This is a genomic window from Enterocloster citroniae (assembly GCF_040545455.1).
Classification (GTDB): Bacteria; Bacillota; Clostridia; order Lachnospirales; family Lachnospiraceae; genus Enterocloster; species Enterocloster citroniae.
The window spans coordinates 58,496-73,157 of sequence record NZ_JBEPLZ010000028.1; the positions used below are offsets into that span (position 1 = coordinate 58,496).

General features: G+C 48.9%; 12 protein-coding genes. All 12 read left to right on the plus strand.

What is annotated here, in order from left to right; genetic code table 11:
• Positions 1–32: 32 nt before the first annotated feature.
• The 12 genes from ABID13_RS24660 to ABID13_RS24715 all read left to right on the plus strand — a co-directional run bounded on the left by ABID13_RS24660 (position 33) and on the right by ABID13_RS24715 (position 14,457).
• A complete protein-coding gene (locus ABID13_RS24660; RefSeq protein ID WP_082173950.1) occupies positions 33–4,571 on the plus strand; it encodes an EAL domain-containing protein in 4,539 nt (1,512 codons plus the stop codon).
• A gap of 412 nt (positions 4,572–4,983) precedes the next feature.
• Positions 4,984–5,343 (plus strand): response regulator transcription factor, encoded by a 360-nt coding sequence (locus ABID13_RS24665; protein ID WP_007870877.1) that lies wholly within the window; start codon positions 4,984–4,986, stop codon positions 5,341–5,343.
• 15 nt (positions 5,344–5,358) lie between these two features.
• Positions 5,359–5,598: a hypothetical protein gene (locus ABID13_RS24670; protein WP_048930385.1), complete on the plus strand. Its 240-nt coding sequence runs from the start codon at positions 5,359–5,361 to the stop codon at positions 5,596–5,598.
• Between the two features lie 50 nt (positions 5,599–5,648).
• On the plus strand, positions 5,649–8,171 hold the full coding sequence (locus tag ABID13_RS24675; RefSeq protein WP_048930386.1) for a penicillin-binding transpeptidase domain-containing protein: 2,523 nt from the start codon (positions 5,649–5,651) through the stop codon (positions 8,169–8,171).
• A gap of 33 nt (positions 8,172–8,204) precedes the next feature.
• The gene (locus ABID13_RS24680) at positions 8,205–9,335 is read left to right on the plus strand and encodes an FtsW/RodA/SpoVE family cell cycle protein (protein WP_007870883.1); all 1,131 of its coding nucleotides are present in this window, start codon (positions 8,205–8,207) and stop codon (positions 9,333–9,335) included.
• A 330-nt stretch (positions 9,336–9,665) separates the two neighbouring features.
• Positions 9,666–9,908 carry a hypothetical protein gene (locus tag ABID13_RS24685; protein ID WP_048930387.1) on the plus strand — a complete coding sequence of 81 codons (243 nt, stop codon included), beginning with the start codon at positions 9,666–9,668 and terminating at the stop codon, positions 9,906–9,908.
• A gap of 146 nt (positions 9,909–10,054) precedes the next feature.
• The gene (locus ABID13_RS24690; protein ID WP_048930388.1) at positions 10,055–11,533 is read left to right on the plus strand and encodes a sensor histidine kinase; all 1,479 of its coding nucleotides are present in this window, start codon (positions 10,055–10,057) and stop codon (positions 11,531–11,533) included.
• Positions 11,526–12,224, plus strand: a complete 699-nt coding sequence (locus ABID13_RS24695; RefSeq protein WP_048930389.1) for a response regulator transcription factor — start codon at positions 11,526–11,528, stop codon at positions 12,222–12,224. The genes ABID13_RS24690 and ABID13_RS24695 overlap by 8 nt, the downstream gene beginning before the upstream one ends.
• 4 nt (positions 12,225–12,228) lie before the next feature.
• Positions 12,229–12,735, plus strand: coding sequence for an SH3 domain-containing protein (locus ABID13_RS24700; protein ID WP_040417677.1), 507 nt, complete (start codon positions 12,229–12,231; stop codon positions 12,733–12,735).
• Positions 12,736–12,776: 41 nt separating this feature from the next.
• Positions 12,777–13,106: a DUF4491 family protein gene (locus ABID13_RS24705; RefSeq protein ID WP_007870897.1), complete on the plus strand. Its 330-nt coding sequence runs from the start codon at positions 12,777–12,779 to the stop codon at positions 13,104–13,106.
• A 49-nt stretch (positions 13,107–13,155) separates the two neighbouring features.
• Positions 13,156–13,494, plus strand: coding sequence for a hypothetical protein (locus ABID13_RS24710; protein ID WP_007870899.1), 339 nt, complete (start codon positions 13,156–13,158; stop codon positions 13,492–13,494).
• A gap of 69 nt (positions 13,495–13,563) precedes the next feature.
• Complete coding sequence (locus ABID13_RS24715; RefSeq protein WP_048930390.1) at positions 13,564–14,457, plus strand: LysR family transcriptional regulator; 894 nt, start codon at positions 13,564–13,566, stop codon at positions 14,455–14,457.
• Positions 14,458–14,662 lie beyond the last annotated feature (205 nt).

Below are 14,662 nucleotides of genomic sequence, written 5' to 3' on the forward strand. Positions count from 1 at the left end.
TGTTCAGATGCCGTATCGGAAGGGAGTGGATCATGATGTCGAGGAAAAAGATTATGGTGGTGGAGGATAATAGGATGAACCGTATGATGCTGTGTGGTATTTTGACCTCCGCATCTATTTATGAGGTTCTGGAAGCCCAGGACGGACAGGCTGCCCTTAACATCCTAAAGCAATACGGTGAAGAAATTTCCCTGATCCTGCTGGACATCAACATGCCTGTCATGGATGGCTATACCTTTCTTTCCATTGTCAAGGCAGATCCCCTGTATGCCTCGGTTCCGGTGATCGTCACGACCCAAAGCGACAGCGAGTCCGATGAGGTCACTGCTTTATCCTACGGGGCAACGGATTTTGTTGTGAAGCCCTATAAACCGGAAGTGATCCTGCATCGGATGGCCAACATCATCAATCTGCGGGAGACGGCCTCCATTGTCAATCTCTTGCAGTATGACCGGCTGACCGGACTGTACACCAAGGAGTTTTTTTATCAGCGGGTCAAGACATTTCTCAATCAACAGCCGGATCAGGAGTATGACATCATCTGTTCCGATATTGAAAATTTTAAATTGGTCAATGATATCTTCGGTGTTCCCGCCGGCGACCAGATTCTCCGCGGGATAGCGGATATGTACGTAAGCATGGTGGGCGAAAGAGGAATCTGCGGACGGCTGAATTCAGACAAGTTTGTCTGCCTGCTGGAACACCAGACCCAATACAGTCAGGAGTGGTTCCGGGAGGTTTCGGACCGGATCAATGAGCTGAGCAGCAGCAGGAACGTTGTGATGAAATGGGGGATCTATTCCGGTGTGGACCATGGTCTTTCCATAGAGCAGATGTGTGATTGGGCGCTGTTGGCCGCCCAAAGCATCAAGGGGCAGTATGGAAGATATTTTGCTTATTATGATGAGCAGCTGCGCAGCAGGCTTTTGCTGGAGCAGGCGATCACGGACAGCATGGAGACTGCCCTGGCAAAAGGGCAGTTTAAGGTTTATCTGCAGCCCAAGTACAGGATCAGGGACACTGCCCTGGCAGGAGCGGAGGCATTGATACGGTGGAATCATCCGAAACTGGGAATCATGTCCCCGGGCCAGTTCATCCCCTTGTTTGAGCAGAACGGCTTTATCACAAAGCTGGACCAGTTTGTATGGGACAAAGCCTGCGCCATGCTGCGGGATTGGGATCAAAAGGGCTATCCCCAGCTGTCTATTTCAGTGAATGTATCCCGTGCGGATATCTATAATGCGGAACTGGCGGATGTGCTGACCAATTTGGTGGGCAAATACGGTCTGGCTTCCTCAAGGCTCCATCTGGAGATTACGGAAAGCGCTTATACGGAAAACCCAAAGCAGATCATCGATACGGTTACCCATCTCAGGGAACTGGGCTTTGTGATCGAGATGGATGATTTTGGCAGCGGGTATTCTTCCCTTAATATGATCAACCAAATGCCCTTGGATGTGCTGAAGCTGGATATGAAGTTCATTCAAAATGAGACGGCTAAGCCGGTCCACCAGGGGATCCTCCGGTTTATTATGGGATTGGCCGGTTCCATGGATCTAAGCGTGGTGGCCGAAGGGGTGGAGACCAGGGAACAGCTGGAGCGGCTCAGCCAGTTCGGCTGTGACTATGGGCAGGGATATTACTTTGCAAAGCCCATGCCATATGAGGAATTTGAAATACTTTTGCGTCAGTTCGCCATGAAATCCCAGAACTCTTCCAAAAGGAAAATGGATTTGCAGGGGGACCATATATATGCCGATGGACAGCGGCAGCAGAGGATGGAAGCAAAGCTGGTTTCCGCGGGTGAAAAACAGTATTTCCAGACTGTGATCAAAAACCTTCCCGGAGGCGTTGCGGTTATCCGGATTAAAAAAGACGGTACGATCATTCCCGAATACTTATCGGAAGGGTTTGCGGAATTGACCGACATGACCCAGACGGAGGCATTGAGCTTCTACCGACAGGACGCTTTGATGGGGGTGCATCCTGATGACCGTGGGCGGGCGGAGAAGGAGATCGTTGAACACATTGCAAAAGACCGGGAGCATTTTATAATGGAATATAGGATCAGGAAAGGCCCGGAGAAGTACGTTTGGGTGAGAACCAGTTTCTCGTTGATCCTGGGTGAGGATGGAGAAAAATGCTTATATGCGGTTTATCATGATATATCAAAGGAGGTGGAGGAAAGGGACAGTGTCTGGCAGCGGTATGACCAGCTGCTCTTAAGGCATTACCAGAAACCAGCTCCCAATGCGCTGCTGGTAGGGCATTGCAATATCACGCAAAACCAGGTCATGGAGATCATAGACCACACCGGGCAGGGTTTAAAGAGCAGGTATGGGATCATACGGGAGGAGTTCTTTATTGGCCTTTCAGAACTGATCGTGGATGAAAAGGAACGGCGGGATTTCCTTGGTATCTACAGCCGTGAACCGGCGCTGGCAGCCTTTGAACGGAATGATACGGACCAGGTGAGAGAGTATTTTATACAATTGCCCAACGAGGAGATAGGCCGCTATGCCCAGGTCAAGATGAGTATGGTGGAGACGCCGGGCAGCGGTGATGTCACGGGAATCCTGACCGTGGTGGATATTACGGAGCGGATCGCCGCTGAAAGGGTCCTTCATCAGCTTACGGTATCCGGTTATGATTTTGTGGCGGACGTGGACCTTTACCAGGATACGTACCAATTGCTGTCCTGTAACAAGAATGCGCATTGCGTTCCGCCTTCCCGGGGCAGCCATTCAAAATGGATGAAGCATATGCTTGACACCGCCATTGTTCCAAGGGATAGGGAGAACTACGAGAGGGGGCTGGAGCCGGACACTATGCTGAAACGGCTGCGGGAGGAAAACGCTTATACATTGTCCTTTTCTGTTGTGGACGGAAAGGGGGACATCCGCACCAAGAACATTACCGTATCCCCCATTGACCTGCGGCTGAAGCGGATCTGCCTGTCCAGGATCGACATTACGGATTCTGTGCGGGAACAGCAGGGACTGCTTAACATGATCGCTTATACATTTGATCTGGCCGGATTCATCAACATACAAAAGGGATCACTCATCATGTATACACGCCAGACCGTCCTGGAAAACCTTTCCCCATACCTTGTGGAGGACTACCAAAAGTCCTTGTGCAGGCTGGCGGAGGCATACGGAGATGAGACATCCCCTGAACTAAGGGAACAGTTTTTATTGGATACCATGACCAGGCGGTTGGAACAGTCGCCCTCAGGCTATGATTTTGTCGTGCCTTACCAAGGGGAGGAAGGACTTCGGTATAAGCAGGTCAATGTTCTGTGGGGCGACCACGACCATAGGACCATCTGCCTTGTGAGAATGGATGTGACTGATATTCTGATGGCTGAGCGGACATCCAAACAGGAACTGGAGACAGCGCTGGAACTGGCGGAGGAGGCCAACCGGGCAAAAAGTGATTTCCTGTCCGCTATGAGCCATGATATACGGACTCCGCTTAATGCCATCACAGGCATGACGGAACTTGCAGTGGCGCACTTTGATGATCCCCAACGGGTTATGGACTGCCTGAAAAAGATATCCACCTCCTCCAGACATCTGTTAAGCCTGGTAAACGATATCCTGGATGTCAACGGACTGGAACAGTCAAAGATCAAACTGGTCCGCATGGTGGTATCCCTTCCCGAGCTGCTGGAACGGCTGTCTTCCATGATGATGCCCCAGGCAAAGACGGCCGGACTTAAGATGGAGATCAGGATGCAGGGGATTGCCCATCCATATTTTTATGGAGATGTGCTGCGTTTAAATCAGATCCTGTTAAATATTTTGGGAAATGCAGTTAAGTACACCGAGCAAGGCGGACGTGTGGATTTCCTGGCGGAAGAGATCGGGGCTCAAAAGAAAGGGGATGTCCGTTATCGGTTTACCGTCTCCGATACGGGAATCGGTATGTCCCAGGAATTTCTTTCCCATATGTTTGAACCGTTCAGCCGCAGCAGCAATGCTTCCGGAATAGAGGGAAGCGGCCTTGGACTGAATATCGTCAAGGGGATGGTAGACTTGCTGGGCGGCAGTATTAAAGTGGAGAGCGGACTGGGAGAGGGTACGGTCTTTGTCATAGAGCTGGAGGCGGAATTGGCGGAGGAAGAAGGCAGGCAGAGGGAAGGCCGGGAGCAGGAAGCCGGTCCGGCTAAGAAACCAGTTCTGGCAGGCTGCCGGATCCTTGTGGCGGAAGACAATGCCATCAATGCGGAGATCACCTGCGGCATATTGGAAATGCTGGGTGCCAGTTCCGTGGTCCGTGCAGACGGCCGGCAGACCGTTCAGGAATTTAAAAATACAGAGCCGGGTACTTATGACGCGATCCTGATGGATATCCAGATGCCGGAGATGAACGGATATGAAGCCACGCGGACCATACGGGGATGGGGCAGGGCGGATGCCAAAAGGATCCCCATCATTGCAATGACCGCCAATGCCTTTGCTGAGGATGTACAGGCGTCCATGGAGTCAGGGATGAACGCTCATGTATCCAAGCCCATTGATGTAGAGATACTGCAGGATACCCTTAGGAAGGTGATTCCGGAGTGACATTTGCTCTAAACGATTTCATCTAAGCGATTTGTTCTAAGCGATTTGCTCTAAGCGGCTTCTTTGGACATGGTTTTTCCGTGGGAGGAGAATCACTGCTCCCGGTTCTCGCTTTAGGGAAGAATTTATAAAAAGTTTATCCCTGTGTTAGGCACATGTTATTTTTAAAGATTATACTCCTTATGTACCGATGCAGTACAGGTGATGCAGTACAAGTGCCAAATTCATATAAACCTATAATAAGTGTACTTTGACAACAGCAGGTTTCAAAAGGAAGCCTGTTTTTGTCTATACAAGTATACGCTCGCAGTCTCCCCGGCACCCGTCTTTACGGCTGTTTTTTTGCCGGCCGCATACAAATCTGAGGACCAGGATATCCCGAGAGTATACTGCAAAAAGAAAGGAGGACACAATGAAAAAAATCCTGATAGTGGAAGATGATGAATTGATCGCACAGCTGGAACGTGATTATCTTGAAAAAGAAGGCTTTGAGGTGGCAATTGCTTTTGATGGGGATACAGGGCTTAATCTGGCCGGGACGGGGGATTTTCATGCCTTTATCCTGGATGTGATGCTGCCGGGAAAAAGCGGGATTGAACTATGTAAAGAGATCAGAAAAAAATTCCGGACCCCCATTATCATTGTATCCGCAAAGACAGGGATACAGGACATAGTACAGGAGATCGGGGCTGATGATTTCCTTCGCAAGCCGTTCAGCTTATCGGAGTTGGTATTCAGGGTAAAAACACAGATACGGCTGTATGATTCATAAGTGGGAGGATGCATAATGATACAGATGATCCGGTACTTAGTAAAAAAAAGAATCTGTCTGTTCTGCATCGTTCTGTTAGCCATGTTTTTGATCCTTCTCAGACGTTTCTTCAGCCTGCAGATCTTAAACGGAGCATATTACCGGCAGGCGTTCCAATCCCAGGTGGAGCGTGAGGAAATTTATCACGGCAGCAGAGGGAATATTTATGACAGGAACGGCAACCAGCTGGCATATAACGACCTGCCTATTCTGTAACCATAGAGGACAGCGGGGCATATGAAAATCGCCGCACCAGGAACGAGACATTGAACAGGACCATCCGGCAGTCGATCCTGCTGATTGAGGGAAACGGAGATTCCGTTCTGCAGAGGCTTCCCATTGCTGTTTCCGGATCACAGGAATATGAGTTTACCGTTGAAGGGAACCGGCTTTTGCGTTTCCTGGCGGACGTGTATGGCCATGCCCGTGTTGAGGACCTGGCTTACAACGGGCGTCTGGGCTATGAAGAAGGTGAAGCCACAGCAGAGCAGGTCATTGCATATCTGTGTTCTGATCCCATGTATGGGATTTCAGATGAGCTGTCCGGGGAGGATCTGCTTAAACTTGTTTCCATCCGGTACGACATGGCGGACAACCAGTATCAGAGATACAGGAAAACAAACCTGGCAGAGAATGTAAGTCTAAAGACCATGACGGCTGTCCTGGAAAACCAGGCGGAGCTTCCAGGCGTGGACATTTCCGAACAGACCATAAGGCGCTATACCGACAGCCTGTACTTTGCCCATATCCTGGGATACACAGGCCCTGTTTCCGAGGAAGAGCTGGCCTCATTCCAGAGCCGGGGGATTCTGTATGACAGGAACGACATAGTGGGAAAGGCGGGAATGGAGCAGGCAATGGAAGAGGAACTGCATGGTAGAAACGGCGGCCAGCGCTTCTATGTGGACAATGTTGGAAGGGTAACGGAGGTTTTAGAGACAGAAGCCGCTTCTACGGGCCGCAATGTCTACCTGACCATTGACAGGGATCTGCAGAAGGCCGTGTACTGTCTGCTGGAGCAGAAACTGGCCGGCATCCTTCTGGCCAACATTGTGCCCTCACAGGAGGACAGCAGTAATTTAAACATACCGGTACAGGATGTATATTATGCACTGATCAGCAACCATGTGATAGATATAGAGCGGTTGGGAAGAGATGACGCCGGTATGGAGGAAAGGAACCTGTTCCGGATGTTTGAGGAGCACAAGTCGGAATATCTGGACCGTCTGGGAGGGGGAATGGAACTTCCATACGGGTCACTGGAGGAAGATATGCAGGAGGGCATGGATTATATCCTGGAACTGCTTGCACGCATGGAAATCTACAAACGGGACGAGGCGGACCGTGCCGGTGAGACCTACAGACAATGGCAGGAACAGGAGATCAGCCTGAAAGAATTTTTGCAAAACGGGATTGCTCAGGGTTTTATCAATGCGCACGGTTTTCCGGAAGAGGGTTCCTACTCCATGCTTGAGGAAAACCTGAGACAGCTGGAGGCCATGATCCTGACCGGACTGCAGGAGGATGAGGATTTTGACCGGCTGTTGTACCGGCTGCTTATCCACAGGGGAGTGATCACCGGAGAACAGATCTGCCGCATACTGCTGGAACAGGGGGTGGTAGCTGATACGGGAAATGATCATGAAAATTTAGGAAATGGGACAGACAATGCATACCGCTTCATTCGTGAGAAGATACAAAACCTGGAGATCACCCCGGCCCAGCTGGCCCTGGATCCCTCTACGGCATCCAGTGTTGTGGTTGATCCCAATACAGGGGAGGTTCTGGCCAGCGTCACCTATCCGGGCTATGATAACAACCGGCTGGCAAATACCATGGACGGTGACTATTATAACCAGCTGTTAAATGACGCATCCCTGCCCCTTTATAACAACGCGACCCAGCAGCGGACAGCGCCGGGATCCACTTTTAAGCCCATAACCGTGGCTGCGGGACTGACTGAGCAGATCATAACCCCAGACAGGCTGATCGAGGACCAGGGTATCTTTGAACTGGTCACCCCAAGCCCCAGGTGTTGGATCTATCCTTCCGGTGCAACCCATGGAGCCATCAATGTGGTGGAGGCGATCCGCGATTCCTGTAATTATTTCTTCTATACCCTGGGATATGAATTAAGTCTGGACAACGGCATTTATCAGGAAAGCAAGGGAACAGAAGTCATTGCCCGCTATGGGGAAATGTTTGGTCTCAATGAAAATTCGGGGATTGAAATTTCCGAAAGCGCTCCACAGATTGCTGATGAATTTCCTGTCACAGCATCCATTGGACAGAGCAACCATAACTATACCACAACACAGCTGGCCCGGTATGCGGCTGCGCTGGCCAATAAAGGGACTCTGTACCAACTCACCCTGATCCAGAGGATACAGGAAGGCGCTGAGGGAGCAATACGCCCGGCCGCTCCAAAGGAAAACCAGACACTGGATGAGATCGTCCCCTCTGCTTGGGATACCATTGCAGAGGGAATGGAGCTGGTGGCCGGGAACAACCGGATCCTAAGAGAATTGCCCATGGCGGTTGCGGGAAAAACAGGAACCGCACAGCAGAACCGTACAAGACCCAACCATGCCCTTTTTATCGGCTATGCCCCCTATGAACAGCCGGAGATCGCAGTGGCCACCAGGATCGCTTACGGCTATTCCTCCTCCAATGCAGTGGAAGTGACCTCGGACATTTTTAAATATTATTTTGGGCTGGAGGACGAGGAGCAGCTTTTAACAGGACGGGCCGAAGTCCCGGAGAACAGCGGCAACAGCTTTACAGACTAAAGAAACTATGGATCCATGGAAGGAACAGGACCTATGAGAAAAATAACAACAGTTTACAGGTTTAAAGACTATGATATTTTCCTGATCCTGTGTGTTCTTGCTCTTTCCGGAGCAGGGGTGCTCCTGATCGGAAGCGCCGGCCCGTCTTATCAGTACAGGCAGCTTGCCGGAGTTATGTTGGGCCTGCTTGTGATGGGAGCTGTATCGATTGTGGATTATAGGATTCTCATTGGACATGGCTGGAGCTGCTATGCTGCAGCGCTGGTCCTGCTTTTCGGCGTGTCCGTTGTGGGAGCCATATCAGGAGGCGCGGCCAGATGGATTGAGATCGGTCCGCTGCGGTTCCAGCCTTCGGAGATGAGCAAGATTCTTCTGATCGTTTTTTTTGCCCGGTTGTTTCATGATTTTCAGGATAAAATGGATCGGGCCGTTTATGTTTTTTTCTTTGTGGGCGTGCTGCTGCCTCCGGCGGCACTGATCCTGGAACAGCCGGACCTCTCCACGGCGGTTATACTTGTCTGGATCTTTCTGTGCATGCTGTTCATGGCCGGATTGGGCTATGGGATCATTGGCAGGGCGCTCCTTCTGGGAATACCTCTTGGGGGAGCCGGTCTGTTTCTTGTCACACGGCCCGGTCAGACGCTGATCAATGACTATCAGTACCGCCGTATCATGGCATGGCTGTCTCCCCAGGAATGGGCCCAGGATTCCTATCAGCAGAGAAACTCCGTCATGGCAATTGGTTCAGGCGGCCTATGGGGGAAAGGGCTTGGCAATGACAGTCCTTTGTCCGTAAAAAACGGCAATTTCCTTCCCGAACCCCATACTGACTTTATCATGGCCGTGGCAGGGGAAGAGCTTGGCTTCTGGGGCTGTCTGATGATCCTTCTTCTCCTGGCGCTAATCGTGGAGGAGTGTATCCGGATCGGCTTAAAGACAAAGGATTTATCAGGAAGGCTGATCTGCATCGGTATGGCAGCCCTCATAGCAGGCCAGTCCTTTGTAAACCTTAGTGTGGTAACAGGGCTGCTGCCCAATACCGGCCTGACCCTTCCCTTTGTCAGCTATGGACTTACCTCGCTGGTAAGCCTGTATCTGGGACTGGGACTGGTTTTGAATGTGGGACTGCAGAGATCTCCTTTCCTCCCCATTCCACCGCGGTAAAGCCATTGCGCTCAAATGGTACCATCACTGCTTTTTCCACATATACAGGATGGGACAGTGGTATGTATAGATGCAGAGTTTTTAAAAAGTTTATAATTTTGAGAGCACTTGTTTATCTTTCCATGATATAGTTCAGGGGATGATATGGAAATCGCCGTAGGATTGCCTGCATCAGGTGGATATCAACGTTACCATACAAACCAAGAGATCCTCCCTGTCTGTCAAATCCATTTGGTGCTGGAACATTTTATGGCACGAGCCATATTGATTGCCGGGCTTACAGTGTGAGTCCGGTTTTTCTTTATTCATAGAAAAAGGATGGTATAAACGATGAAAAAACATCACGAGAGAGGAAGAAGCAGGCGAAGGAAGAAGAAAGCGCTGAGCCGGGTATTCAAGATCAGGGCAGCGGCAGCGGCCGTCTGCCTAACCGGACTTATCTGTCTGTCCGGAATCTATATTGTGAACCGGCAGAGTGGTGATGGGGGAATTGCCACGAATGATACGGCTGTTAATGAAGCCACAGCCAGTGAGGCCACAGCCAGTGAAGTTATAGCCCGCAGGGGAACCTGAAAGTCGGCTGGACGTACGGCGGGTTATACGGCGGGATATCCAGCAATGCCTTTTAAGCATGAAAAGTAATATCATACAAGTATTGGAACAAATAAGGTTTATGGTTTAAAATAGAGAATAGGATCAGATAAGCGGGGAGAGTTACAATGACCATACGGCATAAAATCAGGTTATCCAATCTATTGATGGTGTTCATACCAATACTGGTTACCGGTGCGGTGATCATTATTTGTATGAAAACCTCATGGGGAGGTTACTGGCATACCCTGGAGACTATGTATAAGGACGAAAATGGGATCCAGTCCGCCCAGGGACTGATCTATACCTATAAGAAGGAACTGTGGGAACGGGACTGGGAGACAGCGGTATTTGATAAAAATGAGAAAATGAATAACCTGGAGCTGGAGCTGGCCAATATGGGATATTATATCCTTGTGAAGAAAAACGGGGAGCAGCTTTATTCCAACATATCGGAAGACGATATGGAGGCGGCCCAGGCAGTGGCCGGCAGCGCCCTGGATACTGCAAAAATGCTCACGGCCAGCAGGAAAAGCGTGTCGGTGATCAAGTACACCTTTTATCGGGGAGATGATTCCTGCTCCATCATTGCGGTGAACAATGATCACACGGACGGGAACATGAAATCCTATCTGCAGTCATATATCCTGAGGTATATTTTTATCTTTGCATTCCTGTATTTTGTCCTGATCCTTCTTGTAAATGCGACCCTGTCCTGGTGGATATCCAAAAGTGTATTAAAACCATTGGAAAAACTGAGTTTTGGAGCAAACGAGATCCGTGACGGAAATCTGGACGTGGAGATTGATTATGATAAAAAGGATGAATTCGGCAAGGTATGCCAGGAGTTTAATGAAATGAGGGAGTATTTAAAGCAGTCGGTGGCGCAGCGTATGGAATATGAGGAAAGACGAAGAGACTTGATATCGGGTATTTCACATGATCTGCGGACACCTCTTACCTCCATCCGGGGATATCTGGATGGGCTGCTGGAAGGAATAGCCACAACGCCCCAAATGAGAAAACGGTATCTTGCTGCAATGAAGATCCGGACCTCTGATCTGGAGCGGCTGGTTGACAGCCTGTCGGAATATAACCGTCTTGAAAACAGCCTGTACCGCTGTCAGATGGAACAGGTGGATCTGAAACGGTATATTGAGTCCTATCTGCGGGAAAACCGTGGGGAAGCGGAGAAAGAGAATGTAAACATAGATTTTTCATGCCAGGATGGCGTGTATTATGTTTTGCTGGATACCAGTGAATTTAAACGGGTGTTTGACAATCTGTTTACCAATACGATAAAATACCGGACCAAGAGAAAATCCCAGGTAAGTATCCGGCTGAGACGGACGGACAATGGTATAATGGCGGAACTGACATTTTCGGATGACGGTCCGGGTGTTCCTTCCGAATCCCTGGAACGGATTTTTGAAAGCTTTTATCGGGCAGATGCGGCACGTACCCATGCGGGGGAAGGAAGCGGGATCGGTCTGGCAGTTGTAAAGGAGATCGTAAACAGCCATGGAGGTACGATTCGTGCGGAAAACCGAAATGGTTTGACAATGATCATCCGTATACCATTGAAAGGAGAAGACATGGATGAGTAAGGTTTTGATTGTGGAGGATGATATTTTAATTGCAGAACTGGAGCGTGATTATCTGAATGCAAGCGGTTTTGAAGCAGAAATTCAGCAAAACGGTACGCATATCCTGGCTATGGTCAGAAAAGAAAAGTATGATGCCCTGATCCTTGACATTATGCTGCCTGGAAAAAGCGGTCTTGATATTTGCCGGGAACTGCGCAGGGAATCCAGCATCCCCATACTTATGGTAACAGCCAAAAAGGAGGAAGTGGACAAGCTTCGGGGATTGGGACTGGGGGCTGACGATTATATGGTAAAACCGTTCAGCCCTGCGGAATTGGTGGCAAGGGTGAGGACACATATCCATATTCACGAAATGCTCCTGAACCAGAAGGAGGAAGAACTTGAAAGAGGGATTGATGTGGGAGAACTGCTGGTCCTTCCGCGGCAGAGACGGGTGTTTTTAAACGGACAGGAGATAATACTGGCAAATAAAGAGTTTGAGCTGCTGCAGTTCCTTGTTGAAAATCCCAACATTGTGTTTTCCAAAAACACAATATTTGAGCGGATCTGGGGAGAAGACTCGGTTGGCAACACAGCCACGGTTACCGTACATATAAACCGGCTGCGGGAGAAACTGGATGATGATTCTTATGGCTTGAGGCATATACAGACCGTCTGGGGAGCCGGATATAGGTTCCACGTGGGTAAGTAAAACAATGAAAAAAGATTACTACAGCAAAATGCCGGAGGATTGGCAGAATAAGAAAAATAAAAAACGCAGGGCCAGGCGCCGCCAGGTCCTCATTTATAAAATGTTAATAGTGTTTGTGTTATTGTTGGTGATGGTTGTCATAGTCTTGATTGCCTCGGGACAAAGATCGGAGGCAGATCACATACCAACAGTGCCGCCTTCTGAAACAGCCATGGAGCCAACTATGGAATCAGACCAGTTACTGGCGGCAACACCTTCCCAGATTGTTTTTCCAGTTGAGGAAACGGAGGAGCAGGATTCTTTGACCGGTTATGAAAATCAGGGGATTGCTGATGTATCAGATTATCTGAATATCCGGGAAGAGGCCCAAGACAATGCCGCTGTCATTGGAAGGATCCCCGCAGATGGTATCTGTGAAATCCTGGAGGAAGGTGAAACGTGGTTTCTTATCCGCTATGGTGATGTGGAGGGCTATGTTAACGGAGTTTTTCTCCGTACTGGGGAAGACTGAATCATAGAATAGCACCTAAATGAAGTTAGGAAGGTAACCATATGAACTACGAAGGAATCTTGACAGCTGTTATCTGTTTTGTATGTATTGGATTATTTCATCCTATTGTGATAAAAGCAGAGTACCACTTCTCCTCACGATGCTGGCCCTTCTTTCTGGTATTGGGCATTTTATTTCTTGTGGCTTCCCTTAATGTCCGTCAGGAAATTGGAGCGATCATCCTGGGGCTGTTGGGCTGCAGCTGTCTGTGGAGTATTATTGAACTCAAGGAGCAGGAAAAACGTGTGGAGCGGGGATGGTTTCCTAAAAACCCCAGGCGCGGAAGAAGAAAACATGACAGCAGTTCTATGAAAAACAGAAGGACAATATAAGAATAACTTATAAAAATAACCGAACTGGGCGTACAGGAAAGGGCATAAAATGAGAAAACAGAGTATACTGATGGTCTTTATTGTGGTCGCATCCATCGTCCTTAATTTTTCCATATGGGCGTCAGCGGCTCCCAAAAGTCCTTCAGTCCCGCTATGGCAGGGGGGTGGAGAGACAAGTATTACCATAAGAACCATTTCAGGGGAAACATTTGGGTTCTTTGGTGACCTGACGGTTATCCATGATGGGGCAGACGGACAGCCGGCTGAACTTGAATTGGATGGGTGGCTTGTGGGATATGATGACGGAAGTCCAGATACGGAGACAGGGATACTGTTCTTGGGGACTTCAGAAAACGGTGCGTTTTTGAATCCTGGGGTATATGATTGATAAAATCTAAGGGTTCCTTGTAATCTGCCTTTTGCCATGTTATGATGAAAAAAAGCGAGGTGGGATCATATGGAACTCCGGGTGTTAAAGTATTTTTTGACAGCAGTAAATGAAAACAACATAACCAGGGCCGCTGATATTCTGCATATTACCCAGCCCACTCTCAGCCGTCAGCTGATGGAATTGGAACGGGAGCTGGGGACCACTCTGTTTATCAGAGGAAAGCGTTCATTGGATCTGACAGATGACGGAATCATATTCAAACAGCGTGCTGAGGAAATTGTGGAACTCACGGAGCGCGCGGAACGGGAGTTCTTGGAAAAGGACAGAATCTCAGGCGTCATTGTGATCGGAGCTTCAGAAGCCAAGGGAAGCCTTATTCTTGCTAAAATGATGAAGCAGTTCGCAGACCGGTATCCTTTAGTTCAGTTTGATTTATATAATGAGATGGCAGATAATGTGAAGGACCGGGTGGATAAAGGTCTGGTTGATATCGGCTTTGTATTGGAACCCATAGACAAAACAAAATATGATTTTATGCGTATTTCCCAAAAAGAAACCTGGGGTCTTTTGGTGAATACAAAACACCCTTTTGCGCAACGGAAAACAATGACTGTGCAGGAGGCAGCAAAATATCAGCTGATAATGCCTAAACGTGAAAATGTGCGTAATGAAATATTGAACTGGTTTGGCCGGGATGAGAATCATCTGCATATTATTGCAAATTATACGCTGCTATCCAATGTAGTGCTTCTGGTTGAGGAGGGAATGGGATGTGCTGTTTGTCTGGACGGCGCCCTTGCCATAGGCAGCCGTCCTGGACTTCGGTTCGTCCCGCTCCTGCCGGAGCACACTACCCGAAGTGTGCTGCTGTGGAAGAAAAATCGTATGTTTAGCCCCGCAGCGTCCCTGTTTATCCAGATGATAAAACAGGGAGAGTGGATGGATGAAAATTGTTTTTAAGGATTTGACAGCCACAGGAGGCGATATTATAGCTTCCCTGTGGCTGTTGTTGTATTATGGAATAAATACACGCCCGGTCTTTCAGCTGAACATAGTTGATTTGGGTGATTTGGTTAATTGAAAAGTTAAATGCAACATAAGCTGTTGCACTTAGAATTACATGAACAGGGAGCCATAGAGTTGCAACTGCAACTTCATGGTTCCT